A 25,312-nucleotide genomic window follows, 5' to 3' on the forward strand; every position below is an offset into this window, starting at 1 on the left:
GGGCCACTCATGACGGCAGACAATGAGGAAGAAGGGAAAAGTCAGAGAATTACGACTTACACGTCGTCGCCCATGTCAGCAGCCCCGGAGCCGGATTCTGGGCCTTCGTTGTTGCCGAAGTTGTCCTCACGGTCGTCGATATTCTCAGAGAGAATATCGGGATCGTCGTCGAGGCCGGCGAGGAAAGCTTCGAAGTCCGCGCCAATTTCCTCACCAGTAGGCATGTGTTCTTCGCCCGGCATGATCGCTTGCGGATGGCGCTTACGGTAGCGCTCCATGTACGCGTCATACTGCTCTTCGAGCTGGTTGACCACGCCGGCGATCTCTTCTGAATCGACAACCTGTTCTTCCAGTTGCTGGTTGATGCGGTCAACGTCGGCTTCAAGGCTGCCCAGCGGAATGTTGAGATCTACTGCGGACGCAACGGAATCTAATAGGCGAAGCGTAGCTGCCGGGTACGGGGACGCCGCCAGGTAGTGCGGCACGTGAGCGGTATAGCCAGCGACGTGGCGGCCCTTCTTATCCAGAGCACGCTCGAGATAGAGGGCAGCGGCCCCCGGCACCATCATCGTGGACTCCATGCGCACCATGGAGTTAAGGAGTTCAGGCGCATTACCGTGTGCAGTGACAACCGTTGGCCGAGTGTGCGGCACCGGCATTGGGGCGGAGTAGAGCATAATGGTGTTCTTGATATCGAACTTTTCCACTAAGTTGACTACGGCGTCTGTAAACGCCTCCCACCGCAAATCCGGCTCTGGCCCCGAAAGCAACAGGAAAGGTTTCCCAGAGTTATCGCGCAGTACCTTGATGCCGAGATCAGTGTTTTCGATCTCCACGGTGCGGTCATGATCAATGGTGACAGCCGGACGGCGAGAGCGGTAATCGATGAGCTCGTCATTGTTGAAGGATGCCAGCTGGCGGTTGTCCAAGGCAGCCTTGAGGTGGTCCGCGCTAGCCTCCACTGCCTGCCCGGCATCGGCGTAGCCGTTCATAGCCACAATCATGGTGGGACCGTTGCCTTCAGTGGAATCGTCCTTGACCGCTGGAGCGGGGTACTCCAGCTCATACATGCGGCGCTGTTCTTCCTGCATGGTGTAGTGACTCTCCCTTCGTGTCCGGCGCTTGGTATCGAGCGTACGGACTTCATCAGCGTTCTGTGGCATGCAACGCTATGGGGCTGCCGCCTATTCCCAGGTTCCCACCGGATCAGCCTTGTCGACATCTGATGTGCGAGGCCGGTGAAAACTCGTGTTGATCGATCTAGCATGCCATAGAAGCAGGGATTGCGCCACACCGCGTCGTGCGGGGACGTCAGGATTTAAAGCCTGATCTGTGGATAACTTCAATTTTGTGGCTTCTGTAGAGAGGGTCGGGGAGGGTTATCCACAGAATCGGCAGAAACCGAAGCGCGCTTCTGGCACCGCGGCGGTACCTGCTTCAGGCTGAAGACATGAGTTCTTACGCAGCACACACAGACAACACCCCACCGATTACAACTCCCGGCCACCTTCTTGCGAACATCCCAGGTCTCCTAGGTTTCTATCCCACGGAGTCGGTCATTTTCATGGCCATTGATACCACTCCACGGGGGTCTGCCATGGGCCCCATTGCCCGCGTCGACATCGCAGATGCCCAAGAGGTCCTTCCAGATATAGCCGCTACGCTAGCTGATAAGGCGCGCGAGGGAATCTTCGCCTTCCTCGTCTCGCATCGCCCGCTAGAAGAGCTCGAAGAGATTTCCTGTTGGCTCTATAACTTGGACCGAGTCCGCGATGGCATTGATGTTGACGCGGCATGGTATGTGAGGGAGATTGCGTGCGGCGAGCACTATGCCATGCTCCATGGCACGGTGAACACCGACGGTAGTGGCCCAATGAAAAAATGGGTTGAGGGGACCGTACCGGCATTGACCGACGCCCCCACGATGCGTTCCTTGGTGGACCATAACGTCGTTCCGGAACTCAGCCGTGAAGACTTCTTTTCCGTCTTTGCACGTGGAAACACTCACGTTGACGCCCTCGAGGCGGAAGCCCTTGCCCGTCAAGCGCGCGATAACGCGACGAGATTGCGTGCGTGCGTAGCGGCTGCGACAGGAGCCAAGCGCAAGGAGCTCATTGATAACTTTCTGGACGATGTTCAATGGACGCTCAGCAAGGTAACCACCCTCGAGGAGGCAGCCGGCGATGTCGATATGCTTCAGACATGTGCGGTGTGGCTGTCAACCACCTGGACTCGGGACTTGGTGGTCGGTGAATGCGCGGAAGCAGGGAAGGAGGCCGCACACCTATTGCTAGCGGCCGCGCGCACATTCGACGGCGAAATCAGAGCGAACGCCTTGACACTTTTCGCGTTGGCACAGCTAAAGCTAGATTGGGAAATCCATGCGGGACCCGCCCTGCAGACGGTGGCAGAAGAGTTCCCCAGCCACCGCCTAGGCTCACTACTGTGTCGGGCCTACCGCTATGGGCTGCATGAGAAGATACGTGACACCATTCGCAGTGGGGCCCATGAGGCGTACAACACTGCTGTTGGCAAAACAGGCGGAGCCCCTTCAACTGCAGTGACCCCTACAACCCCAATAACTAGCGGCGTGCCGAGTGAGCTCGCTCGCCGAGCTGCCGGGTGAAGTTCCATGCATCGGTGACAATGGTGGTGAGATCCGTGCGGCTCGGATTCCACCCGAGCTCCGCCTTGATTTTGTCGGAGGAAGCTACCAGTGTTGCTGGGTCTCCTGCGCGCCGGGGAGCTAACTCTGCCGGGATGGGGTGGCCGGTCACCTCGCGGCAGGTCTCAATAACCTGTCTGACAGAGTAGCCATCGCCGGAACCCAAGTTATAGATACGGTGGGTGCCTTCAGTGTTGGTGCTCAACGCCAACACGTGGGCATCCGCAAGGTCACGGATGTGGATGTAATCGCGAACAGCGGTGCCATCAGCAGTATCGTAATCATCACCGAAGATGAAGATCTTGTCGCGGTGCTCCAACGCCACCTGAAGCACCAGCGGGATGAGGTGGGTTTCAACCTCACGGTTCTCACCAATCGTGCCGTAGGCACCGGCCACGTTGAAATAGCGCAGAGAGGTAGCGCCTAGGCCATAAGCCTTGGCAAAGGACGTGATCATGTCATCGATAGCGAGCTTTGAAGCACCATAGGGGTTGGTCGGCTTAGTCGGCATCGCTTCTGTAATCGGGACCTGCTCCGGCTCACCATAGGTGGCAGCCGTTGAGGAGAAGACGAGGTTCTTGACGTCGAACTCGCGCATAGCATTGAGAAGCGTCAAGGTGGTGACCACATTGTGCTGCCAGTACTCTGCGGGTTTCTCCACGGACTCACCGACGAGAGACCGCGCGGCAAAGTGAAGAACGCCCTCGAAACCGCCCTCGGAGAGAACGGAACGCGCCACATCCGCTACGTCACCTTCCACGAGACGCGCTTGCTCGGGAACGGCGTCCCGATTGCCGGTAGAAAAGTTATCGATGATTGTGACGTCGTGGCCTTCCTCCACAAGAACCGCAGCGCACACGCTACCGACGTATCCAGCACCACCAGTGACCAGAAGCTTCATAGCTACTTCACCTCGACTCGAATTGCGTGGGCGAGATCATCGACTAACTCAATCGTCTTACCGTCTTCGGTGCTCAGCGTGATGGAGCCGTTGTCATTCACCACGGTCACCGGTGAGCCAACCTGAAGTCCGGACGCATAAAGGTCACGGAAAGTGGAATTATCCGCTTGGAGGACCTCGTTGATCTGCACGATTGTGGCTTCAGTTTCTTCACCCTTGGGCAAATCGATAGCTCGGGTTCCTAGCTCGAGCTCAGCCGGGGAGGCGCCGAGCTGTGCCAGACCCGGAATGGGGTTTCCGAAAGGCGAGCGAGAAGAATCTTCGAGAACTGCGACGACGCGCTTTTCCACTTCCTCACTCATGACATGTTCCCAACGGCATGCCTCATCATGAACCTGGTGAATATCCAGTCCCAGAACATCGGTCAGCAGGCGCTCAGCGAGGCGATGCTTGCGCATGACGTTGGTAGCCAACTCACGCCCTTCGGCGGTGAGATCAAGGCTGCGGTCGGTGCGCACATGAAGGAGACCGTCGCGCTCCATTCGCGCCACGGTCTGTGACACGGTAGGGCCAGACTGCTCGAGGCGCTCTGCAATACGGGCACGCAGCGGGGTGATGCCTTCTTCCTCGAGCTCGTAAATGGTCCGCAGATACATTTCCGTGGTGTCTACTAGGTCCCTCACGTGGGTTTACCTTTCTGCGTTAGGGCGGTTGGAGTCGGCACGAAGCGCTAGTAGCGGCTAAGAAAGCATTCTAGGCGGATAACTCGAGCGTGTATCTGCCATGCAGACATTCCGTGGCCACATAGGTTTAGGCGCGGTAATAGCAATCTATTAAGAGAATAACTTAAACAATAGCGTATTCCGTGGCTCACAGAGCGCTAGTTGCTCCAGCGTTGGCTCGGAGTTTTATTGGGGGAGGTGGAAAGGAGGTTGGGTGCGAAACGACGAAAGCCACCGAGCGTCGACCTCCCAGACCCCGTGGCTAGTCGTCACAGAATAGGAGGGATGTCTCGATGGCTCACGCCACATCTGTGGGCCGTGACCGCTGGGCGGCTCGTATCTAGCTTTACTTAGAGTGCGTACTCGCGGAGGCGGTCGGCACGGTTGCCATCACGCAACTTGGCCATGACCTCACGCTCGATCTGGCGGACGCGTTCACGGGAAAGGCCGAACTTGCGGCCAATTTGGTCCAAGGTGCGCGGCACACCGTCATCGAGGCCGTAGCGCAGGCGAATAACGTCTTGCTCGCGCTCTTCCAGGGAACCGATGACGGAGCGGATATCAGAGTGGCGCATGGAAGCAACGACTGCGGTCTCTGCGTCGGTAGCCTCAGCATCCTCAATGAAGTCACCCAACGGGGCCTCTTCATCGGTACCTACCGGCATATCGAGGGACACTGGGTCACGGGACTGGCGTAGAAGCATCTCGATCTTGGATTCCTCGATACCAGATTCCTCAGCCAGTTCCTCGTTCGTTGCCTCACGACCCAGGGACTGGTACATCTCACGCTTGATACGGGAGAGCTTGTTGACCTGTTCCACCAAGTGCACAGGAAGGCGAATAGTGCGGGACTGGTCAGCCATGCCGCGGGTAATGGCCTGACGGATCCACCACGTGGCGTAGGTGGAGAACTTGAAGCCTTTGGCGTAGTCGAACTTCTCCATCGCACGAATAAGTCCCAGGTTGCCTTCCTGGATGAGATCTAGCAGAGGCATTCCGCGGCCGGTGTAGCGCTTCGCCAGGGAGACCACCAAACGCAGGTTAGCTTCCAGGAGGTGGGAGCGGGCCTTCTTGCCTTCGCGGGCAAGAATCTTCAGGTCACGTTTTTCAGCGCGGGTCAGCTTCTCGGCATTAGCCAGCTTGTATTCTGCGTAGAGACCCACCTCAATGGCTTGGGCCAGTTCAACCTCGTCCTCGGCGCTGAGCAGCGCGGTCTTACCAATTCCGTTGAGGTAAACGCGGACAAGGTCCGCGGAGGGATTGTCATTGGTTTGGTTACGGCGTGAGCCGCGGTCTACTTCCTGTTCTTCTTCGAAAGTGGTATCTGCGGTGCCAGTGGCGGTGTTGGCCGATGCGTGGGTCATCGTGAAGCCTCCTGAGTTGTTCGCCGGTTTCAAGAGGTACAACGATGCACCATGCGGTTGAGTTCCCTGGAATGTAAGGAATGCTCAAAACAGCGCAATCCCCGCGGTAGGGCTCCACCTTTTCGGGGGAGTCGCACCGCGGGGAGAAAATGTGCTCGGTGGCACGTTAGCGATGGTGAGTCACCATACCCGCCCCTAGCCGCGCACCGTAACGAGATAGCGGTAAATCGTTGGCTCAGAGACTCCGAGACGCAAGGCAGCCGCTGCAATGCCGCCCTTAAGGAGGAAGAACCCAGCATCTTCCAATTCGGAGACCACCTGAATGCGCTCGTCCCGGTGCATGCGTGAGACGTTTGTGTTCTGCTTGGAAATTACAGAATCGAGCATCGAATCGAGCAGCTGCTCGACGTTTGTTCCCAAGGACTCGCTGATGTGTTCTTCGGCTGGTTCTTGTTGATCCGGAACAGCGGCCATGGGGCGCGGGGGCTCGGGCGAAGCCTCGGGATAGCCGCTAAAGGCCTTTTTCTTGTCGAATGCCGGATCATCAGCGTTGCCGATGAGGGCGTCGGCGGCTTCGCGGATGTGAATTAACTCCGAAACGTCGACGTTGATGCACAGCATGCCACGCATGTGGCCGGTTTCATCGCGGATGAAGTAGCTGGATGATTGGCAGATTTTGCCTTCGGCGTTGACCGCACGATATCCCGTCATCATGGGGACGGCGGCGGCATCGCCCTTTTTCATAAACCAGAGCGCAAAATCCGTGACTGGGCCACCAAGTTCGCGGCCGGAAATATGACTATTGGCAATCGCAATAATGGACCGGTCGGGTACATCGAGATCATGGAGAACGATCTCGGTATTAGGGCCCATGGCCTGACCGAGAAATTCGACGAGTGGTACGTACTGCTCGAGGATATTTTCTTCGGAGGCATGGCTGCTAGAGAGATTCATTAGCTGAAGCATGTCCTTATATTCCTGTCAGTTTATAGAGAAGTTACCACACGAAAGCGGTGAGCCGGGTGAACACCAGCGGCAATATTGCTGTGCTCACCCGGCTCACCGATTCTTTAGGAGGTCTCTAGCCGCATACGGCGACTGGCGGATGGACTGCAAGTGCCAGACCGCCTTGCGACGTCTCACGGTACTTGGCGTTCATATCCTTTCCAGTCTTGTACATGGTCCAGATAACTTCATCGAGGGACACACAGGGCTTGCTTTCCCGCTCGAGGGCCATGCGGGCTGCGGTGATGGAGTCAACAGCAGCGACGGCATTGCGCTCGATGCAGGGGACCTGAACCTGGCCGAGGACCGGGTCGCAGGTGAGGCCAAGCTTGTGTTCCATGCCGATTTCTGCGGCGACGCATACTTGCTCTGGGGTAGCGCCCATGAGCTGGGCGAGACCACCTGCAGCCATGGAGCAAGCGACACCCACTTCGCCCTGGCAGCCAACCTCGGCACCGGAGATGGACGCGTTCATCTTGTACAAAGACGCAATCTGATTGCAGGCGAAGATATAGTCTGCAAACATTTCCTCAGTGACCGGTTCGACGAACTTGTCGTAGTAGGCAAGCACTGCAGGCACGACGCCGCAGGCACCATTAGTCGGCGCGGTCACAACGCGACCGCAGGATGCGTTCTCTTCAGAGATGGCCAAGGCAAACATATTGACCCAGCTCAGAACATCGAGACCATCGTCGTGATGATCGCTTTGCTCGAGACGACGCCTCAGCGCAGCGGCACGGCGCGGCACTAGTAGCGAGCCAGGCAGCGGGCCGTCGGTAGAGGAGCCGCGCTCGATGCCGGTGAACATGACATCACGTACCTTGCCCAGGTGCTCAGTGACTTCTTCTTGTGAACGCAGTGCTAGCTCATTGGCCAACCCGAGCTCTGGAAGCGTCAAGTTATTGTTTTCACACAGTTCGAGCATCTCTTCAGCGCTGGAGTACGGGAAGGGGATATCCACCTTGTTTGAACCGCGCATTGCGAAGTCTTCTTGTTTGACAATGAAGCCGCCGCCCACTGAGTAGTAAGTCTTGTGCAGGATGTCCTCTTCGCCGGCGAAAGCGATGAGACACATACCGTTTTCATGCATGGGGAGGTATTCATCGTGGAAGAAGAATCCTCCTTCCTTGGGGAAATCGACCTCGCGAGTTCCACCGAGCATGAGCTTCTCGCTACTGCGGACGTTTTTGACGAACTCGGAGATGCCGTCGATGTCAACGGTTTCGGGCTCTTCGCCAGCGAGGCCGAGGAGGATGGCCTTGTCAGTGGAATGGCCGATACCGGTGAGGGAAAGTGAGCCGTAGACGTTAGCTTGTACTCGGGTGACCTTGTCGAAGAGGCCTTTTTCTTGCAGTTCGTCAACGAACGCCTTGCCTGCCTTCATTGGTCCCAGCGTGTGGGAGCTGGAGGGGCCGATGCCAATCTTGAACATATCGAAGATGCTGATGAACATTGTTCTTTCCTTGAATCCTCTGAGTGTTTCTTGCGGGGTGCCGGTTCTAGAAGGCCTGGACGATGGAGTAGATGATGGTGGCCAGTGCAACCAGGCCCATCACGAATACGAAGTAGTTGGAAGCCTTGCCCTTGAAGCGCTGCAGTGCAGGTACCTTGTGGATGGCGACCATCGGGATGATGAAGAGCATGATGGCAATCGTCGGGCCACACAGGGTTTCAATCATGCCGAGGATGGAGGGGTCAGCCCAGGCAACGAGCCAGGAGGTGACCAGCATGAAGATGAGAGTGATGAAGTTGAGCTTGCGCAGGGAATTGGCGTCATCCTTGTTGGCCTTCTTGCTGCCCTTGACGATGAGGCCTTCGAATCCTTCAGCAGCACCGAGGTAGTGGCCGAGGAAGGACTTAGCCACGGCAATCATGGCGATGATAGGAGCAATCCACTGGATGACCGGGGTATCGAAGTGGTTTGCCAGGTAGGACAGGATGGTGATGTTCTGGGCCTTTGCTTCAGCCAGGTGCTCCGGGGAGAGGCTGAGTGCGCAGGAGAAGACGAAGAACATGACCACAGCAACCATCAGGATTTCCGAGCGAAGCAGAGTCTTGCTGGCCTTAACTTCGGCATACTTGCCGTAGGTCTGGCGGCGGTCAACTGCAAAGGAAGAAATCATCGGGGAGTGGTTGAAGGAGAAGACCATGACCGGAACCAGCAGCATCAGGGTAACCCCCAGGCTGTGGCCGGAAGCCTCGCGAGCGACGCTCAGATCGAAGGACTCAAACAGAGCGGTATTCCACTTCGGGATGAGGTAGATAGAGAGCAGAACGAGCACACCGATGAAGGGGTACACCAGGTAGGACATGACGTGAACGACGACGTCCTTGCCCATACGCACAATGAGGATGAGGCCGCCAACCAGCAGCAGGGAGGTGAGCCAGCGATCAGGTGGTGTGATTCCCAGCTGGTTCTCCAGGAAGGAATTGACCGTGTTGGTGATGGTCACCGAGTACACGAGAAGGATGGGGTATACCGACAGGAAGTACAGGATGTTCATCAAGACGCCGGCCTTGACGCCGAAGTGCTCCTCGACGACGTCCGTGAGGTCACCGTCCGGCTTGGAGCTGGAGAGCACGAAGCGGGTCATGCCGCGGTGCGCCCAGAAGGTCATTGGCAGAGCAATGACAGTCATAATGAGGAGCGGGATGATGCCGCCAATACCGGCGTTGATGGGGAGGAAGAGGACGCCGGCGCCAATGGCGGTGCCGAAGAGGGAGAGCATCCATACGGTGTCTTCCTTATTCCACTTCGGGGCACCCTTGCGCCCTTCGAACGGGGTGTCGATGCCGGGGACGGAAGATGACTGGCCTGATGCAGGGGTTGAACTTTGTGAGACCGCGAGGCTCTCGGGCATCTCTGCGCGGTTTTCGGGGTGTTGGTCCCTATCGTGATTGTGTCGCAATACTGAGTGAGACATTTTCTTTCCTACTGTCCTAGTGGTTGATCGAAGCTATTGGGCTTCTGCAACCTTGTAGTGAGAAAAGATTCTCGTCTGCAATCTTGCTTTGCAGTATGTGAGGAGCTTTCTCACATTTACTGCATATACAGCCCGTTTGCTCCGCTGTGCCCTCAGTATAAGCACAAAGTGGAGAGAAATGATAATAAATTATCGCATTGGAGGTAGGAAAATTATCACTCTGCTTGAGTTTGCTTTCTCCGCGTGTTTATGCATTGTTCAACAAGGTTGGCCGGCTGGATGCCAAAATTACGTTTCTACCAGCACGGTAAATGGTCCCTCGTTTACTGAAGACACACGCATCTCAGCGCCAAACTGACCGGTTTCGACGCGTAGCCCGCGCTCTTTCAGGTGAGTCACGATGGCATCGATGATTGGTTCTGCCTCGTGTCCTGGTGCAGCATCGGACCAGGAAGGCCGCCGGCCTTTCGCAGTGCGACCATAAAGCGTGAACTGGCTAACAACCAATACTGGCGCTTGAGCCTCGAGTACTGAACGTTCGCCCTCTAAGATTCGGAGCTCCGCGATCTTGCGCGCCATTTTCTCCGCACGAGGGGGCCAGTTGCCAAGATCTTCAGTGGAGACGCCAATAAGAGCTAACAGCCCGCCGGTGTCGGGACAGTCGATTGAGCCAACGGTGTCTCCATCAACGCTTACTGAAGCTTGAGACACACGGGTAAGTACTGCACGCATGGGGGAGCGGAATTACCTTTCTTCTACAGGGTTATCTGTGATTGGTTAAAGCAGCTAGTCGGTATGTGAGAAAGCCAGCAGTTCGGTCGGGATCACAAGGCCGTGGCGGATGAGATCGACGATGGCGGGGAGGGCGGCGTCGACAAGCGCAGCCTCGTCATAGCCTTGCGCGGCGGCATACAGCTCGATGGTCTCGCCAATGCTCAAACCCTGCGGGTTCAGACCGGCCACGATGGCAGCTAGGTGCTCGTCCACATCGTGCTGCCAACGCGGACCATCGGTGCGCGTAAGGCGCAGTGCGGCGCGGGTAAAGCCCATTCCCACCTCAGTATCGGGAAGAGCGACATCTTCCCGGGCGACGCCAGGGCGCAACTGCACATGAGCGTTTTCCAACTCGCCGGGCACAAGCCCACGCAGCCACTCCACTCGGGCAAAGTATTCCTCGACTTCGGGCCCGAGCGGATCGACAACTGGCTGGGACATGGTCTCCGCCAAGATATCGGAAGGTTCATCATCGTCGATGCGTTGAATGGCGACGAACCCAAAGCCAATTCCGGTGACCTCATGATCATGGAAGTGCTGTAACCATTCACGTGAGCGCGCTTGCCCCTCGGTGCTGCGCACATCAACGGACTCATCGGCCAACCACGTGGACACGTAGAGTGCAGGATCGGCAACGTCGCGCTGAATGATCCACGCAGCCACACCGGTATCGGGCAACCACGAAGCAACGCGCTGTTGCCAGGATTCCTCACCTTGGTGGACCCACGCGGCCAGCAGGTGGGCGGTGCCACCTGGGGTGAGATGCTCCGCGGCCTGGGAGACTACGAGCTCACTAGCCCCATCAAGGTTGAGACCGGAATCGCGGTAGACATGGCCTACCTCCGGCAAACCCACTACAAAAGGTGGATTGGCCACAATGCGGTCGAAGCGCTCCCCAGCTACAGGTTCAAACCAAGAGCCTTGGCGCAACTCCACACGCGAGGTAGCACCTGCAGCAGCGACAGTGGCGCGGGCCAGGTCAAGCGCGCGCTCATGGACGTCCGTTGCCACGATGTGCTCCGCAGAATCCAGTTGCCCCAGCAACTGCACACCGGAACCTGTGCCCAGATCTAGCACGGAGGACACCGGGGACGTCGGGGTGGAATGCAGGAGGGAAAGACTGGCAGAGCCCACGCCCAAAACATGGTCAGGGCCCGGCACGTGATCCACCAGGGAAGCATCGACATCAGAGAAAACCACACGGTTGCGGCCCACGATGATGTGCGGGCGAATGTCGTAGGCGACGAAAACGGTGCCGTGCTCATCGGTCTGTGCTACGCCTGAATCGAGCAGGTTGGTGGCAAGGCGCGCCCCTAAGACCTCAGACAACAGCGTGGCCGGCACGTGCTCGTGCAAAATGAAGATTCGGATGAGGTGGTCGATTACAGCATCGCCGTGGGTACCCATCGCCACAGCGGCGGGCTCCCCTCGATGCAAAGCCTCTGTGTACTCCGGGCCCAAGTGTCCAGCAATCCCATCAGCGTTAAAGCCCGCCTTGTCGAAGACCTGGACTAGGTCATGGGCGAACTCGGCGATGGGGTGCTCTGGGTTCATGGGTGGGCCGAAAGGAGAAGGGCCGGAAGAGTCGGAGGTGCTCACAATAGTTCCTTAGTTCCTTAATGCCTTAAAAAGAGTTCTAGTCGTCGTGGTCAATGGTGTCAGGTGGAGGTTGTTGCGGCGCGCCAGGCAACGCGCCTCGGTCCTGGCGCTCTAGTTGCTCGCGGTGCGCCTGCGCCATCTGCCGTGCCAGTGCTGGTTTGTACACTGATTTTTCGCGTTTATCCTTCTTCTGCCCACGGCTATTACCAATGACAACTGCAATCCACGGCAACGGGAAGGTCACAGCCACGACAAGTGCTGCCGGAATCCACCACTGCCACACGTAGGCCAGGACTCCGGCGATGATGAGGGAGGGGATGCGCAAGAACTGCAAGACAAAGTAGATAACCTCGCGGCGATGGCGATCTTGCCCTGGGGCGAGTTTGGCTGTGGTGATGAGGTAGCGCTCACGGCCAAACGCCCGCCCGCGTCTCCGCCCCGATTGTGGGGTGCGGCCTGCGTTATCACGCGAGTTCGAAGGGGTCATGGTCACAAGCGTAGCGGGAGGACTCGCCAACTTCGATACCGATACGGCATGATAGGGGGCGTGAGTACGACGACTAAGACTATTGAGCGCCCTGATGTCCGCGAGGATACGTCGACCAATGACGACACCCCGAAGTTCTTCCACTATGTCAAGAAGGACCATATCCTCGATTCCGCGGTCAACGGCAAGTACGTCGTTGCGCTGTGCGGCGAGACCTTCCCGGTGACTAAGCAGGCTAAGCCCGGTTCGCCTGTGTGCCCTGATTGCGAGCGCGAATACAAGAGCCTGCGCCGCCGCTAGGAACGCCACGTCGTCCTTAGAGGAGGGCGTGGCACGCGGTGTCTTGCCCGAAGAGGAGGCGCAGCGCGAAGAACGACATACAGCATCGGGTTTTGGGAAAGTAGAGGGGGATAGACGCTGACCGTGTCGACACAGTCATCAGCACAAAGATTTGCCAATAATGGTTCACTCCGTGTGTGGCAGCGCGCCGCATTGGACAAATTCCTGGCCACCAAGCCGAAGGATTTCATGGCGGTGGCGACTCCTGGTGCCGGTAAAACTACCTTTGCGCTGCGTGTAGCCACCGAGCTTATGGCGGACCGCACCGTTGAGCGCGTCATCGTAGTGGTGCCAACGGAGCACCTCAAAGTGCAGTGGTCCGAGTCCGCCTCCCGCGTGGGGTTGGCATTGGATCCGAAATTCACCAACTCATCTGGCGTGAACCCAGCGATGGATGGCGTGGTAGTGACCTATGCCCAGGTGGGCATGCACCCGTACAAGCACCGCGCGGTGGCCTCGGCACGACGCACCTTGGTGATCCTCGATGAGATCCACCATGCCGGTGATGCCAAGAGCTGGGGCGACGGCGTGCGCGAGGCCTATGATGACGCCGAACACCGCTTAGCGCTCACCGGTACGCCTTTCCGCTCCGATGACTCGCAGATTCCTTTCGTGCGATACGAGGAGGATGGGGAGGGCCACCTCGTTTCTCGTTCGGATCACACCTATGGCTATGGCGATGCGCTTGCCGACGGCGTCGTGCGCCCCGTCGTCTTCCTCAGCTACTCCGGCGAGTCCCGCTGGCGGGATAGCGCCGGTGAGGAACATGCGGCCCGTCTAGGGGACATTCTTAACCCGGAGCAAACGGCGCGGGCGTGGCGCACCGCCTTGGACCCCAAGGGCGAGTGGATTCCCACAGTTCTGCACGCCGCACATACCCGCCTGATGCAGATGCGCCGCAACATGCCGGATGCTGGTGGCCTCGTATTAGCTACCGACACGACCACCGCGCGCGCCTACGCGAAGATCCTCAAACAGATTTCCAACACCCCGGTCTCCGTCATCCTGTCAGACGACCCAGGTTCCTCCGCACGCATTGCGGAGTTCTCTGAATCCACGGATGAGTGGATGGTGGCCGTACGTATGGTGTCTGAGGGCGTTGACGTTCCCCGTCTCGCCGTAGGTGTCTACGCCACCTCGGCGTCGACCCCGCTTTTCTTTGCCCAGGCCATCGGCCGTTTCGTACGTTCCCGCATGCCTGGTGAGACCGCCTCGGTCTTCCTACCCTCCGTGCCGGTGCTCTTGGGCCTTGCCGAGAACATGGAAAAGCAGCGTGATCACGTCCTGGGAGGGGAGAAGAACCCCGACAAGGAGGGCTGGGACGACGAACTTCTGGAGGACGCTAACCAGAAGAAGACCGAGCCCGACATGCTTGAGCCCTCGTACGAGTCCCTTGGCGCCGAGGCGGAATTCTCTGGCCTGCTCTACAACGGCTCGCAGTTTACTACCGGCGCCATGACCGACGAGGACGAAGATTTTCTCGGCATTCCCGGGCTTCTCGACGCCGACCAGGTCAAGGATCTCTTGCGCAAGAAGCAGTCAGAGGAGATGGATCGGCGGGAAGCCGAGGAGAAAGCGCGCCGGGCAGCGGAGGCAGCAGAGGAGCAGCGCAACAAGCTGTACGGCACCCCGCATGCGCCGAAACGTGGAGGACAAGGTGGTGCCGCGGGGACGTCGGCAAGCACCGGCGGTTCTGACGCGGGCGTGGTGGATGAGATTTCTGCGCTGCGCAAGGAGCTCAACACGGTGGTGTCCATCACTGCACAGCGCACTGGCCGGCCCCACGGCGCCATCCATACCGAAGCTCGAAAGGCCTGCGGTGGCCCACCCACCGCGTTGTGCGACGCCGAACAGCTGCGCCAGCGCATCGAATACCTGCGCAAGTGGTAGCAGGTCCTTAAGATTGCGGCGGCGCCTCGGTAGCGGCGCGATGAACTCCCCACCCGGAAAAGTGAACGGTGTAACTGTTTTCTGCAAGTGTAAGCTCGACATCATCCTGCCCACAGGCCTGTGGCTTAAGAGAATCCAAGGAGATGGATGATGAAGAAGCTCATCAACGCGCCGGAGAACGTCGTCGCCGAATCAGTAGAAGGTTTTGTGCGGGCGCACAGTGACATCGTCACACGCGCCACGGATCCTCTGTTCATAACCCGCGCAGAGAAGAAGGCGAACGGCAAAGTCGCCATTGTCTCTGGCGGCGGTTCGGGACACGAGCCACTCCATGCGGGGTTCGTTGGCCACGGCATGCTGGATGCTGCTGTCCCTGGCGCAATGTTTACGTCACCGACGCCGGATGCCATCCAAGCAGCGACTGACGCCGTCAGTGCCGGCGCGGGCGTGCTCTACATTGTGAAGAACTATACGGGGGACGTCCTTAACTTCGATACGGCAGCTGAACTCGCTGACGTCGATGACATTGAGGTCAGTCAGGTCATCGTGGATGACGATGTTGCCGTTGAAGATTCGACCTATACCGCGGGCCGCCGCGGCGTGGCAGGAACCCTCCTCGTTGAAAAGCTCGCGGGAGCAGCTGCCGAACGTGGTGATGACCTTGCTGCGGTAACGGCTGTGGCCAAGAAGGTAGTGGAGAATACCGCCTCCATGGGAGCCGCACTGACCGCCTGTACCGTGCCGCATGTAGGCAAGCCGTCCTTTGACTTGGCGGAGGACGAAGTTGAACTGGGCGTCGGTATTCATGGTGAGCCTGGCCGCAAAGAAATCCCGTTGATTTCTGCTGACGACGTAACGGACCATTTGCTTGACCCTATCCTCGCCGACCTCCAGCTCAACAAAGGCGAGCGCACCATCGTTGTCGTGAACGGTATGGGGGCTACACCAGCCTCGGAGCTCTATGTGGTCTACCGCCGCGTGGCTCAACGCCTCAACGCCGCGGGCGTGTCCATCGAACGGTCGCTTGTGGGGAATTTCGTTACCAGCTTGGACATGGCTGGGTGCTCCGTCACCGTGATGCGCGCTGACGAGGAGGACCTGGCGCTTTTCGACGCCCCCTGCCACACCACCGCACTACGACAAGGAATGTAATCATGACTCAACTTTCAACTGCATGGGCACAGGCGTGGATGAAGAACTGCGCTGCTGCAGCTCATGAACACCGTGAAGAACTCATTGAACTCGATCGAGTGATTGGTGATAGCGACCATGGCGAGAACGTTGACCGCGGTTTCCGCGCCGTGGTGGACAAGGTCGAGGCTGAGATTACTGCCGATGGTTCCACCGTCGCTGATGTCCTCAAACTTGCCGCTAAGACTCTGATGTCTACCGTAGGTGGTGCCTCTGGCCCGCTGTTGGGCACGGCGTTCCTGCGCGCTGCCAAGGCTGCTGGCTCTAGTGATCTCGATGCGTCCACAACCGCGGCCTTTATCGAGGCTGCCGCTGAAGGAATCACCGCCCGCGGTAAGGCAGCCGAAGGGGAGAAGACCATGGTTGACGCGTGGCTCCCTGCTGCACGTGCTGCTCGTGAGGAAGCAGATGCCGGACGAGGCCCTGCTGACGTGCTGCGCGCGGCTGCCGACGCCGCCGCTGAAGGCGCTGAAGCTACCATTCCGATGGTGGCGACGAAGGGGCGCGCCTCCTATCTGGGCGAGCGATCTGTAGGCCACAAGGACCCCGGTGCGGCATCGACGGCGCTCTTTCTCGCCGCGGCTGCTGACGCAGCGCAGGAGGATTAGTCGATGTCACAACCACACGTCGGCCTCGTCCTCGTGTCCCATTCCGCGAAGCTGGCCGAAGGCCTAGCTGAACTCGCCGCCCAAATGGCCGCGGATGTCACGATCCGCTCTGCCGGTGGACTGGAGGACGGGGGAATTGGCACCTCATACGATCTCATTGAGACAGCCATTAACGACCTTCTTGGCCAAGGGCTCGGCGTGGTTGTTCTTACTGACTTAGGCTCGGCCACGATGACAGTCGAGTCTGTGCTCGAGTTCCTCGATGACGAGCCGGTGACCTTTGTTGATGCGCCGCTTGTCGAGGCGGCTATCGCTGCTGCCACTGCTGCGCAGCAAGGAGATGACCTCGCTGCCGTAGCCACGGCGGCGGCACAGGTGATCGACATTTTCGGAGCGTCGAAAACGAGTGACTCGGCGGCGTCTGGGGAGATGTATTCGCGTACCGTTACCGTCGCGGACGCAGCCGGACTACATGCGCGTCCAGCCTCGAAGGTCGCTGAAATGGCGGCTCAGGCGGAGGGTGACATCGTCATTTTCTTCGATGGGGAAGAAGCGGAAGCAGATTCGGCCATGATGCTGATGTCTCTCGGTGCGTCCCACGGCGCGTCCATCACCGTGAGCGGTGAAGCTGATGACACTCCAGTTATCGACCGGATTGCTGATGCTATTGCACAAGGACTCGAAGAAGAGAACTGAGGGCTAAGACTGAGGCAACACTTCTAGCGGGCAGCGTCCCCCGCTGGTAGTGCTGTGCTCGCGGCGGTCGGATACTGTGTGAGGTGCATCCCAGTTGAGTTTCGACGAAAGTGGAGACCCCATGAACCAGCCCAACGCAGCGGATCCTTTTGGACACACCGGCAGTTCCTACAATGCGCCCAATCCTTATGCCTATGGCGCTCCAAGCGTCGCTTCTTTTGCGACGTCTGATGCGCCGCCGCCGACGGAGAGGTTCTCACGGCCGAATCCGTGGTCTCCCTGGGCGCTCGCGGTGGCGGTCATCCCGCCGGTGTTCATCATTGTGTTGACGCTTTGTGAGTTCTCAGCGGGTTTTCTGCTGTCCGTCCTGACTATTGGAACTGGTCTGGCAGGCGCGGCTTTGGGCGGTTTGGCGTTGATCTTGGCCGAGGGGCGCCGAACCGAACATAAGCGCCGAGGCATGGCGATTGCCGCACTAGTAATTGGCATCGGCTGGGCCATGACAGCTCCGTTTGTACCCATGGCCATGATCTTTCTTTTTGGTCTAAAACCTTAGGTGCTTAAAGGAGAAGCGGCGAAGAAGGACAGTTCCTTCTTCGCCGCTTCTTATCCCTCATCCCCGCAGGGGAAACGAGTGATTAATCCAGGTAGTCGCGTAGGACCTGGGAGCGCGACGGGTGGCGCAGCTTCGACATGGTCTTGGACTCGATCTGGCGAATACGCTCGCGGGTAACGCCATAGACTTGACCGATCTCGTCTAAAGTGCGTGGCATGCCATCGGTCAAACCGAAGCGCAGCCGGACCACACCAGCCTCACGCTCGGAGAGGGTCGTCAGCACATCTTGAAGCTGATCCTGCAACAAGGTGAAGGAGACGGCATCGACGGCGATAACTGCCTCGGAGTCTTCGATAAAGTCACCAAGCTGGGAATCGCCCTCGTCACCAATAGTCTGGTCCAGGGAGATCGGCTCGCGGGCATACTGCTGGATCTCCAGCACCTTCTCTTCGGTGATGTCCATCTCCTTGGCCAGCTCCTGCGGGGTGGGCTCACGGCCCAAGTCCTGCAGCAGCTCACGCTGAATGCGGCCAAGCTTGTTGATGACCTCCACCATGTGCACCGGAATGCGGATGGTGCGGGCCTGGTCCGCCATGGCGCGGGTAATAGCCTGGCGGATCCACCACGTGGCGTAAGTGGAGAACTTGTAGCCCTTGGTGTAGTCAAACTTCTCCACGGCGCGGATTAGACCCAGGTTTCCTTCCTGAATGAGGTCAAGGAAAGCCATGCCGCGGCCGGTGTAGCGCTTGGCCAACGACACCACGAGACGCAAGTTAGCCTCAAGAAGGTGGTTTTTTGCCTTGCGGCCATCACGGGCGATAGCGCGCATGTCACGCTTTTCCATGGGGGAAAGCTTGGCAGCCTTATCGCCCTCTGCGCGGGCTTTTTCCATCTCGTCCATGCGGTACTGCGCGTACAGGCCTGCCTCGATACGCTTGGCTAGCGAGACCTCCTGCTCGGCGTTGAGCAGAGCGACCTTACCAATCTGCTTGAGGTAGGCACGAACGGAGTCAGCAGACGCAGTAAGTTCTGCGTCCTTACGCGCCTGGCGCAGGGCGGCAGACTCGTCCTCGTCCCAGACGGAGGAGCCATCGTCCTCGTCCTCGTCGTCAGCATCCTCGCCTTCAAGATCATCTTCGTCGCCGAACTCGTCATCATCGTCGATGTCGGCGTGATCCGGATCAAAGTCCAAGTCCGCGTCGTCGACTGCGTCAGCGTCCAAGTCGTCAGTCTGGTCCTCGATCAGGTCCTCATCAGACTCGGTTGCTTCAGAATTCTCCTCCGGAGACGTCGCCTTCTTGGCTGCCGACTTCCGGACGGTCTTCTTAGCTGTCTTCTTCGTAGCCTTCTGAGCGGACTTGCGAGTGGTTTTCTTAGCCGTCTTTTTGGCCGCCTTCTTGGCAGTCTTTTTAGCTGTTTTCTTCGCAGTCTTCTTAGCGGTCTTTTTAGCCGTTTTCTTTGCCGTCTTTTTAGCGGTCTTCTTTGCCGTCTTCTTGGCGGTCTTCTGTGCAGGTGCAGATGCCTCGGAGGTGTTCTCGCCTTCACCGAGTACCTGGTCTGAAGAATCAGTGGCTGCCACGTACGCCCTTTCGACTTGCTCTCTATGTGGAAAATATGGGGAATCGCAAAGTCATCGCAACTAGTCCCCGATGCTAGCCCGCCTCCGAGATGAGCAGGAGAGGCGCGCCGCTCAATATTGGGTAATCGACAGCCCAGTATAGATCATTTTCGCCTACTGGCGGTGACTGGGGTCAACTAGGAAAGTTTAACGCTCCTCTGATTATGGGCGGATACCTTCTTTTGCCGCCATGGCAGCGCCGACGATACCTGCCCGATTGCGTAGTTGAGCTGCCACTACTGGGGTTTCAATGCTCAGATGCTCGCCCCACTTGTCGAACTTGCGGGAAATGCCACCGCCGATAACAAATGCGGACGGGTTAAACAGTGCCTCGTATTCATACAGTACTCGGTTCACACGCTTGGCCCACTGTTTGGTCTTGAGGCCCTCGCGATCCTTGACTGCGGAGGACGCCTGGTGCTCTGCTTCTTGCTCTCCCACGATGAGGTGGCCGATTTCGGTATTGGGGAAAAGTTGGCCGTCGAGAAGGAACGCAGAACCAATACCGGTGCCGAGAGTAAGGAAGATAACCGGGCCCGTGCGGACTATGTCGTCACCGTAAGCAACTTCGGCGAGACCGGCCGCGTCGGCGTCGTTCAGCACAGTAAAAGGCGTATCGAGGAACTGGCTCAACAACTCCTGGGCGTTAATACCGATCCAGGATTTGTCAATGTTGGCGGCGCTGCGGACGGCCTGGTTTTTGATCACAGCGGGCAGGGTGATGCCAACGGGGCCATCCCAGCCCTTTTCGGCGACGATCTGAGCAATAACCTCGGCAACGGCCTCTGGAGTCGCGGGCTTGGGGGTAGCAATCTTGAGGCGGTCGCCCACGAATTCACCGGTAGCGAGATCTACCTCGGCGCCCTTGATTCCGGAGCCGCCGACATCGATACCGAAAGAGTGGCCCTCATGGTGAGGTGCTTGGTGCTGTGAGTGTTGCGCAGTCATGGTGTCTAGTTTAAGCAACTCTCCCGCATGATGTGCAGGCATTCCGGTGCCATCTAGGTGTGGCAGAGGCGACATAGGCGGCGCCGGAAAGAGGCGGAGTGTCTTCTGTGTGAGGTGGATCAAGGTAATTTTTCTAGGCGGAAAAATCCACGAAAAAAGGAGTCTGTAATGGGGTAATGCTCAAGGAGAATGATGCGGGGGTGAACAGAATCGTGCCCCCGCGGCGAGGCGAGTGTGACAGTAAGGCGCGCGTGGTTTAGGATGCCGTCGATAAATACACATTCCTATCGATCTGACACACAGGGGCGAATACTATGGCCACCGATTATGACGCACCGCGTCGCCGAGCTGAAGACGAGCTTGAGGCTGACTCTCTCGAGGGTCTCAAGGCAGCAGAAAACGATAACAATGGCATGGATGATGACGGTGAAATTGTTGAGGCGTTTGAGCCGCCGTCAGTTGACCTGACGGGCGAAGAACTCAACGTCACCGTTGTTCCGCGCAAGGACGACGAATTCACCTGTTCGCTATGTTTTCTTGTCCAGTCCAACAAGCGCTTGGATCACGAAGAGAACGGTGAACTTGTGTGCAAGGATTGTGCTTAACAGCGCTGCTTAAGCATGTCGCCCTTGAGCGGGCTGTGGCCACTGCGAGCCGTTGTTGGCCACTGTGGGTACTGAAGACACTGTGACGCCCTCAGCGAGTCGCGCTCGCCCCGGCCTGGTCGGGAAGGAAAGCCGCGAGCAGTTTCTCGGGGTCCTTTGAACCAATGAGCCAATAGGGGGTGGGGTCTTCGGGGTCATCGAGGACGAGCATGACGTGCTCAGGAACCCAACCGTGCGTGACAATAAAAGCTGCTGGGTCCAGCTGCGGGCCGAGTGCATTTCGACGTGCGGTGGCGGGCACCGCAGTGCTGCGCGCGACCACATCGTGGGGCAGCTGGGCCTCCTTGACCGTCAGCCACCTAGTGCCGTCACTGTCTTGCTCCACGCGCACGACAGTGTTGGACCATGTCAGCAGCACCCATACAGCGATGGCGGACAGCAAGATAGCGGGAATGATGACCCATAGAATTCCGCGGTTCAGGCTGACCGTTGCTGTACTAATCACCACAACGAAAGCTGCCATTAGCCACCAGTACCACGGCACCCACTGGCGCTCGCGGTAGAGAACAACCGGGGAATCATCAGCAGGGGTCTGCTCGGCTGGCGAGGAACTGGAAGTCATGGCCCTCGATTCTAGTCACCATTCGATGAGTGGCCTAACCTCCCAGGGGAGCACGAAGGGCGTGAGCGCCCCTGGGACGTGGAACCTAGGTAGAGGGGACAAGGTAGGCTGGGCCGAGTGAATGAGCAACACCCCCTTGTAGATCCGGTCAGTCCTTTTGGTGATGTCAAGGTAAAGCGCCTTGATAAAGAGCTTCCGTTGCCAAAGCGCGCCCACCGAGGCGATGCTGGCGCGGATCTTTATGCCGCACATGATGTCACCTTGCGCCCCGGTGAACGCGCTCTGGTTGGCACCGGTATTGCGATTGCCCTGCCGCTGGGCACGGTGGGATTGGTCCACCCGCGCTCAGGTCTGGCTGCCAAGCATGGCATCTCCGTCACCAATACTCCGGGGACTATTGATGCAGATTACCGCGGGGAGATTAAGGTATGTCTCATTAATCACGATCCAACCAAGACCTTCGAGGTTGAGCGCGGTATGCGCATTGCGCAGCTCATCGTGCAGCGCGTGGAGCTGGTGGGCTTCAACGAGGTCGAGGAGCTTGATGACACCGCACGCGGCGACGGTGGCTACGGTTCCACCGGCGTGAACTAGTACCCCAGTAGATCCCAGTAGACACTGAACGAACATCGTTCGTGCCCACACCGATTAGCAGAAAGGCAGAGACAATGGCGTTGTGGCCCTTTGGCAAGAAGAACAAAGAGAACAGCTCAGAGAGCACTGTTGAGCGCGACGAGGCAGCGTCGGGTGTTGCCGCACCGGCACACGCAGAAAACGACGCTGCAGCTCCCATCGAGGCTTCGGAGAACACCGCGGCTGAGTCTTCGCACTCAGCAGGCCTTGTGAGCGAGGACAATGATAATGCCGATAGCGCCGATAGTGCCGATAGTGCCGCAGCGCGGGGCATTAAGGCCGTAGCTCACGATGCTGTCAATGGTGACATGGGCCCCTACGATGGCGACACCGTTGATATCACAGAGTTCAACTTCGAAGATTTCTCCGTCGGTTTGCTTGACCTTGGCTCGATGCGTATCCCGCTGCCTAAGGGTTCCCAGGTACAGGTAGAGATGGGGCAGGACGGCCCCCGTATGCTTCACATCCTCACCTCGCATGGTCGGATGACTCCGGTGGCTTTCGCTGCTCCGCGCACCTCGGGTCAGTGGTCGGAGTCCGCAGCCGACATCATTCATGGCTTGGAGTCTGATGGTTTTTCTGCTCACCCGGAGGATGGGCCATGGGGTTCAGAAATCGTTGGCACTAGCGACAAGGGCGGCATCCGCATCATCGGTGTGGAAGGACCGCGCTGGATGTACCGCCTCACGCTGGCAGCCCCAGCGGGGAAAGAAGAGGAGTTGGCTAAGCTCGGCCGCGAAGTCGTGGCCCGCACCTTCATCTACCGCGGTGAGGACCCGATCCTTGCTGGTAGCTCCCTGCCCGTGATGCTGCCACAGCAACTAGCGGAGCAGGTCTCGCAGGCTCTACAGCAGCGCCAACAAGAGGCAGCGGCCAACAACGCAGACGCCGGCGCCCAAGACACCGCCGGCAGTCGCGAGAACGAAACTCCTGCAGAAGCTCAGGCTCGCGAACAGCTGCGTGAGCTCGATGACACGGACAAGAACTAACAGTACCTACAAGGACCACTCACCACCGTGACCACACCTAATCCTGACGCGGATAAGTACGAAGCCGCTACATCTGCCGCTACTTCTCTGGACAACGATGGCGCTGCGCCGGACACAGGGGGAGAAGAGTCGGCGACGGCAGAAGCCAACGCTGAGCCTTCCCTCCTAGAGCAGATGGGCGGCCTTACCGGCTTAGTCTCAGCGACGTTGCCGGTACTCGTCCTCATCCCGGTGAATAATGTCTGGGGCCTGGGGCCGGCTCTCTTCGCTGCCTTGGGTGTGGCGTTGCTCATTAGCGTGTGGCGCCTCCTGCGCAAGGAAACGCTTCAGCCGGCTCTGTCGGGCCTGCTAGGAGTAGGAATTTGTGCGGGCATCGCGTGGTTTACAGGGGATGCCAAAGGCTATTTCCTTTACGGAATTTGGATGTCGTTGGTGCTCTTTATCGTTGCGGTGATATCCATCGTCGTGCGCTGGCCGTTGGTTGGCGTGGTGTGGAAGGGCCTCAACGGCGATGACATGAGTTGGCGCACGATTCCGAAGGCACGCCGTGCCTATGCATGGGCTACAGCGGGCTGGGCTGTGGTTTTCATCGCCCGTTTTGCTGTGCAACGCGCGCTGTACGACGCCGACGCGACCACCACCCTGGGTATTGTCCGCATCATCATGGGCTGGCCCCTTACCGGCGTCGTCACCCTGCTCACTATTTGGATGGTGCGCCGCGCCAATGCGGCTGTGGACGAAGCTTCAGAAAACACCAAGGACGCTACTACTCAGGACGCTACTACTGAAGTCGCCACCACTGAGAAGGAGACCGTCGATGACTAGTCCCGACGCCACGTCCTCTGCCGCTGAGGCGGTTCAACCTGTCACAAAGGGGCAGTCCTTCGACATCACTATCGAGCGGATGGCGCATGGAGGGGTTGGCATCGGTGCAGCCCCGGATGGCCGTGTGTGCTTCGTTGCGGGCGGCTTCCCAGGAGATCGCCTCACCGTGACCGCACGGAAGGTCAAGAAGTCTTTTGTAGAAGCAGAGCGTGGTGCGGTCATTGCGCCAGGGGAGTACCGCGTGGAGTCGTCATGCCCGGCAGCACAAAAAGGAGCCGGTTGTTGCGATTTCGCCGAACTGGATCCAGCCGCGGAACCGCGAATCAAGGTTGAGGTCTTGCTTGACCAACTTCGCCGCGTTGCGCGCATTGAACACACCCCCGAGGTCGAGAGCATCGACCTGCAACCGCAACGAGGCTGGCGGACGCGGGTACGGTTGGGCGTCGACAAGCAGGGGCGTGCCGGTACGAGGAAACGTGGTTCGACCGAACTCATCACGAACGTGGCCTGTAGCCAACTAGTACCGGGGCTGGTCGACGGCCTCGTCGGCCCCAATTCCCGTACCTTCACGCCTGGTGCTGAGGTCATTGCCGTGATGGACAGTGATGGCAACCGCCACGTTGTGGAGTCCCGTAAAGCACCGAGGGGACGCCGTGTCGAAACGGTGCGGGAGGTTATCGAGGCTCCGGCGAAGGATGTGGTCCAGCGGGCGGATGGCCGCGAGTTCCGCCTCCCGCCCACGGCGTTCTGGCAGGCACACGTCGCAGCGCCTGATACCTATACGCGCATCGCGCGCGAGTGGCTTGCGCCAGCCAGCGGTGACGGCGTCCAGTCGGACGAGGTACGTAGTGACGTTGCGCAGCTAGTGGCGTGGGATCTCTATGGCGGTGTGGGACTGTTCGTGCCAGCTCTAGCGGAGGTCACTGCCCCGCAGGGAGGACACACTACGGTGTATTCCGTTGACTATTCACCCGCAGCCTCTGGCGCGCAACCAGGGCTGGAGGGAATTGATGTGGAGTTTCGCACCGCCACAGTCGAGGAGGTTGCGGCCCAGCTGCCGAAGCCGGTCAGCGTGATTCTGGACCCTCCACGCACCGGTGCAGGTGCTGATGTTATCGCTGCAGTAGCTGTGGCGGAGCCTCGAAAAGTGCTGCATGTTGGTTGCGACCCTGCAACCTTTGCCCGTGACCTCGCCGCGTGGTCGGAGCACGGTTATCGACTGCAGCGTTTAGCCATGGTTAACGCTTTCCCGGGGACTCATCATTTTGAAACTTTGGCACTGCTCGTCCCTGCTGCCTAAGACAGAAGAGAAGCACTGCCTAATGATTGTCGTGTCACGTACATAAGCGGG

25 protein-coding genes are annotated in these 25,312 nt (G+C 58.6%); 12 read left to right on the forward strand and 13 right to left on the reverse strand.

What is annotated here, in order from left to right:
- Positions 1-56: 56 nt before the first annotated feature.
- Positions 57-1,091, reverse strand: coding sequence for a PAC2 family protein (locus I6J72_RS03585; protein WP_204100415.1), 1,035 nt, complete (start codon positions 1,089-1,091; stop codon positions 57-59).
- A gap of 359 nt (positions 1,092-1,450) precedes the next feature.
- Between I6J72_RS03585 and I6J72_RS03590 the strand changes: the two genes are divergently transcribed.
- Positions 1,451-2,626, forward strand: coding sequence for a DUF4192 domain-containing protein (locus I6J72_RS03590; RefSeq protein WP_204099949.1), 1,176 nt, complete (start codon positions 1,451-1,453; stop codon positions 2,624-2,626).
- Here I6J72_RS03590 and galE read toward each other — a convergent pair.
- The 9 genes from galE to I6J72_RS03635 all read right to left on the reverse strand — a co-directional run bounded on the left by galE (position 2,583) and on the right by I6J72_RS03635 (position 12,441).
- A complete protein-coding gene (gene galE, locus I6J72_RS03595; protein WP_204099950.1) occupies positions 2,583-3,566 on the reverse strand; it encodes a UDP-glucose 4-epimerase GalE in 984 nt (327 codons plus the stop codon). The genes I6J72_RS03590 and galE overlap by 44 nt on opposite strands.
- A 2-nt stretch (positions 3,567-3,568) precedes the next feature.
- Positions 3,569-4,249: a metal-dependent transcriptional regulator gene (locus I6J72_RS03600; protein ID WP_204099951.1), complete on the reverse strand. Its 681-nt coding sequence runs from the start codon at positions 4,247-4,249 to the stop codon at positions 3,569-3,571.
- Positions 4,250-4,638: 389 nt separating this feature from the next.
- Positions 4,639-5,652, reverse strand: a complete 1,014-nt coding sequence (locus tag I6J72_RS03605; RefSeq protein WP_204099952.1) for a sigma-70 family RNA polymerase sigma factor — start codon at positions 5,650-5,652, stop codon at positions 4,639-4,641.
- 195 nt (positions 5,653-5,847) lie between these two features.
- Entirely contained in the window at positions 5,848-6,606 is a 759-nt protein-coding gene (locus I6J72_RS03610; protein WP_239107482.1) for a transcriptional regulator, read from the reverse strand.
- Positions 6,607-6,733: 127 nt separating this feature from the next.
- Positions 6,734-8,110 carry an L-serine ammonia-lyase gene (locus tag I6J72_RS03615; protein ID WP_204099954.1) on the reverse strand — a complete coding sequence of 459 codons (1,377 nt, stop codon included), beginning with the start codon at positions 8,108-8,110 and terminating at the stop codon, positions 6,734-6,736.
- A 46-nt stretch (positions 8,111-8,156) separates the two neighbouring features.
- Positions 8,157-9,581 carry an HAAAP family serine/threonine permease gene (locus tag I6J72_RS03620; RefSeq protein WP_204099955.1) on the reverse strand — a complete coding sequence of 475 codons (1,425 nt, stop codon included), beginning with the start codon at positions 9,579-9,581 and terminating at the stop codon, positions 8,157-8,159.
- Positions 9,582-9,869: 288 nt separating this feature from the next.
- Positions 9,870-10,313: a D-aminoacyl-tRNA deacylase gene (gene dtd, locus I6J72_RS03625; protein ID WP_115022471.1), complete on the reverse strand. Its 444-nt coding sequence runs from the start codon at positions 10,311-10,313 to the stop codon at positions 9,870-9,872.
- 54 nt (positions 10,314-10,367) lie between these two features.
- Positions 10,368-11,909 (reverse strand): methyltransferase, encoded by a 1,542-nt coding sequence (locus I6J72_RS03630; protein ID WP_204100416.1) that lies wholly within the window; start codon positions 11,907-11,909, stop codon positions 10,368-10,370.
- A gap of 82 nt (positions 11,910-11,991) precedes the next feature.
- Positions 11,992-12,441: a DUF3099 domain-containing protein gene (locus I6J72_RS03635; RefSeq protein WP_204099956.1), complete on the reverse strand. Its 450-nt coding sequence runs from the start codon at positions 12,439-12,441 to the stop codon at positions 11,992-11,994.
- A gap of 48 nt (positions 12,442-12,489) precedes the next feature.
- Here I6J72_RS03635 and I6J72_RS03640 point away from each other — a divergent pair, with 48 nt between their 5' ends.
- From I6J72_RS03640 to I6J72_RS03665, 6 genes are all read left to right on the forward strand, one after another.
- Positions 12,490-12,741: a DUF3039 domain-containing protein gene (locus tag I6J72_RS03640; RefSeq protein ID WP_082013938.1), complete on the forward strand. Its 252-nt coding sequence runs from the start codon at positions 12,490-12,492 to the stop codon at positions 12,739-12,741.
- Positions 12,742-12,915: 174 nt separating this feature from the next.
- The gene (locus I6J72_RS03645) at positions 12,916-14,670 is read left to right on the forward strand and encodes a DEAD/DEAH box helicase (protein WP_239107484.1); all 1,755 of its coding nucleotides are present in this window, start codon (positions 12,916-12,918) and stop codon (positions 14,668-14,670) included.
- A gap of 150 nt (positions 14,671-14,820) precedes the next feature.
- The gene (dhaK, locus tag I6J72_RS03650; RefSeq protein ID WP_204100417.1) at positions 14,821-15,822 is read left to right on the forward strand and encodes a dihydroxyacetone kinase subunit DhaK; all 1,002 of its coding nucleotides are present in this window, start codon (positions 14,821-14,823) and stop codon (positions 15,820-15,822) included.
- 2 nt (positions 15,823-15,824) lie between these two features.
- Positions 15,825-16,469, forward strand: coding sequence for a dihydroxyacetone kinase subunit DhaL (gene dhaL, locus I6J72_RS03655; RefSeq protein ID WP_204099958.1), 645 nt, complete (start codon positions 15,825-15,827; stop codon positions 16,467-16,469).
- A 3-nt stretch (positions 16,470-16,472) separates the two neighbouring features.
- Positions 16,473-17,165 (forward strand): dihydroxyacetone kinase phosphoryl donor subunit DhaM, encoded by a 693-nt coding sequence (gene dhaM / locus I6J72_RS03660; protein ID WP_204099959.1) that lies wholly within the window; start codon positions 16,473-16,475, stop codon positions 17,163-17,165.
- Positions 17,166-17,286: 121 nt separating this feature from the next.
- Positions 17,287-17,721 (forward strand): hypothetical protein, encoded by a 435-nt coding sequence (locus I6J72_RS03665; protein WP_204099960.1) that lies wholly within the window; start codon positions 17,287-17,289, stop codon positions 17,719-17,721.
- Positions 17,722-17,803: 82 nt separating this feature from the next.
- Here the strand turns inward: I6J72_RS03665 and I6J72_RS03670 are convergent, their stop codons facing one another.
- Both I6J72_RS03670 and ppgK read right to left on the reverse strand, forming a co-directional pair.
- A complete protein-coding gene (locus I6J72_RS03670; RefSeq protein ID WP_204099961.1) occupies positions 17,804-19,300 on the reverse strand; it encodes an RNA polymerase sigma factor in 1,497 nt (498 codons plus the stop codon).
- 201 nt (positions 19,301-19,501) lie between these two features.
- Positions 19,502-20,287, reverse strand: coding sequence for a polyphosphate--glucose phosphotransferase (gene ppgK, locus I6J72_RS03675; RefSeq protein ID WP_204099962.1), 786 nt, complete (start codon positions 20,285-20,287; stop codon positions 19,502-19,504).
- Between the two features lie 314 nt (positions 20,288-20,601).
- On the opposite strand from ppgK, the gene I6J72_RS03680 reads away from it, so the two are divergent.
- On the forward strand, positions 20,602-20,892 hold the full coding sequence (locus I6J72_RS03680) for a DUF4193 domain-containing protein (protein WP_204099963.1): 291 nt from the start codon (positions 20,602-20,604) through the stop codon (positions 20,890-20,892).
- A 91-nt stretch (positions 20,893-20,983) separates the two neighbouring features.
- On the opposite strand, the gene I6J72_RS03685 is transcribed toward I6J72_RS03680, so the two are convergent.
- Positions 20,984-21,514 carry a DUF3093 domain-containing protein gene (locus tag I6J72_RS03685; RefSeq protein WP_204099964.1) on the reverse strand — a complete coding sequence of 177 codons (531 nt, stop codon included), beginning with the start codon at positions 21,512-21,514 and terminating at the stop codon, positions 20,984-20,986.
- A 117-nt stretch (positions 21,515-21,631) separates the two neighbouring features.
- Here I6J72_RS03685 and dut point away from each other — a divergent pair, with 117 nt between their 5' ends.
- The 4 genes from dut to I6J72_RS03705 all read left to right on the forward strand — a co-directional run bounded on the left by dut (position 21,632) and on the right by I6J72_RS03705 (position 25,261).
- Complete coding sequence (gene dut, locus I6J72_RS03690) at positions 21,632-22,108, forward strand: dUTP diphosphatase (RefSeq protein ID WP_204099965.1); 477 nt, start codon at positions 21,632-21,634, stop codon at positions 22,106-22,108.
- Between the two features lie 74 nt (positions 22,109-22,182).
- Positions 22,183-23,136: a DUF3710 domain-containing protein gene (locus I6J72_RS03695; protein ID WP_204099966.1), complete on the forward strand. Its 954-nt coding sequence runs from the start codon at positions 22,183-22,185 to the stop codon at positions 23,134-23,136.
- 174 nt (positions 23,137-23,310) lie between these two features.
- Entirely contained in the window at positions 23,311-23,961 is a 651-nt protein-coding gene (locus I6J72_RS03700; protein ID WP_204100418.1) for a DUF3159 domain-containing protein, read from the forward strand.
- Entirely contained in the window at positions 23,954-25,261 is a 1,308-nt protein-coding gene (locus tag I6J72_RS03705) for a class I SAM-dependent RNA methyltransferase (protein WP_204099967.1), read from the forward strand. Before I6J72_RS03700 ends, I6J72_RS03705 begins: the two co-directional genes overlap by 8 nt.
- Positions 25,262-25,312 lie beyond the last annotated feature (51 nt).

It is taken from the genome of Corynebacterium sp. FDAARGOS 1242 (genome assembly GCF_016889985.1).
Taxonomy (GTDB): Bacteria; Actinomycetota; Actinomycetes; order Mycobacteriales; family Mycobacteriaceae; genus Corynebacterium; species Corynebacterium minutissimum_B.

Excerpts from the sequence above, each read along its gene's own strand:
- I6J72_RS03585 (WP_204100415.1), bottom strand. The coding sequence starts at position 1,091 with ATGCAGGAAGAACAGCGCCGCATGTATGAGCTGGAGTACCCCGCTCCA.
- I6J72_RS03590 (WP_204099949.1), top strand. The coding sequence starts at position 1,451 with ATGAGTTCTTACGCAGCACACACAGACAACACCCCACCGATTACAACT.
- galE (WP_204099950.1), bottom strand. The coding sequence starts at position 3,566 with ATGAAGCTTCTGGTCACTGGTGGTGCTGGATACGTCGGTAGCGTGTGC.
- I6J72_RS03605 (WP_204099952.1), bottom strand. The coding sequence starts at position 5,652 with ATGACCCACGCATCGGCCAACACCGCCACTGGCACCGCAGATACCACT.
- I6J72_RS03610 (WP_239107482.1), bottom strand. The coding sequence starts at position 6,606 with ATGAATCTCTCTAGCAGCCATGCCTCCGAAGAAAATATCCTCGAGCAG.
- I6J72_RS03615 (WP_204099954.1), bottom strand. The coding sequence starts at position 8,110 with ATGTTCATCAGCATCTTCGATATGTTCAAGATTGGCATCGGCCCCTCC.
- I6J72_RS03620 (WP_204099955.1), bottom strand. The coding sequence starts at position 9,581 with ATGTCTCACTCAGTATTGCGACACAATCACGATAGGGACCAACACCCC.
- dtd (WP_115022471.1), bottom strand. The coding sequence starts at position 10,313 with ATGCGTGCAGTACTTACCCGTGTGTCTCAAGCTTCAGTAAGCGTTGAT.
- I6J72_RS03630 (WP_204100416.1), bottom strand. The coding sequence starts at position 11,909 with ATGAACCCAGAGCACCCCATCGCCGAGTTCGCCCATGACCTAGTCCAG.
- I6J72_RS03635 (WP_204099956.1), bottom strand. The coding sequence starts at position 12,441 with ATGACCCCTTCGAACTCGCGTGATAACGCAGGCCGCACCCCACAATCG.
- I6J72_RS03640 (WP_082013938.1), top strand. The coding sequence starts at position 12,490 with ATGATAGGGGGCGTGAGTACGACGACTAAGACTATTGAGCGCCCTGAT.
- dhaK (WP_204100417.1), top strand. The coding sequence starts at position 14,821 with ATGAAGAAGCTCATCAACGCGCCGGAGAACGTCGTCGCCGAATCAGTA.
- dhaL (WP_204099958.1), top strand. The coding sequence starts at position 15,825 with ATGACTCAACTTTCAACTGCATGGGCACAGGCGTGGATGAAGAACTGC.
- dhaM (WP_204099959.1), top strand. The coding sequence starts at position 16,473 with ATGTCACAACCACACGTCGGCCTCGTCCTCGTGTCCCATTCCGCGAAG.
- I6J72_RS03665 (WP_204099960.1), top strand. The coding sequence starts at position 17,287 with ATGAACCAGCCCAACGCAGCGGATCCTTTTGGACACACCGGCAGTTCC.
- ppgK (WP_204099962.1), bottom strand. The coding sequence starts at position 20,287 with ATGACTGCGCAACACTCACAGCACCAAGCACCTCACCATGAGGGCCAC.
- I6J72_RS03680 (WP_204099963.1), top strand. The coding sequence starts at position 20,602 with ATGGCCACCGATTATGACGCACCGCGTCGCCGAGCTGAAGACGAGCTT.
- I6J72_RS03685 (WP_204099964.1), bottom strand. The coding sequence starts at position 21,514 with ATGACTTCCAGTTCCTCGCCAGCCGAGCAGACCCCTGCTGATGATTCC.
- I6J72_RS03695 (WP_204099966.1), top strand. The coding sequence starts at position 22,183 with ATGGCGTTGTGGCCCTTTGGCAAGAAGAACAAAGAGAACAGCTCAGAG.
- I6J72_RS03700 (WP_204100418.1), top strand. The coding sequence starts at position 23,311 with ATGGGCGGCCTTACCGGCTTAGTCTCAGCGACGTTGCCGGTACTCGTC.
- I6J72_RS03705 (WP_204099967.1), top strand. The coding sequence starts at position 23,954 with ATGACTAGTCCCGACGCCACGTCCTCTGCCGCTGAGGCGGTTCAACCT.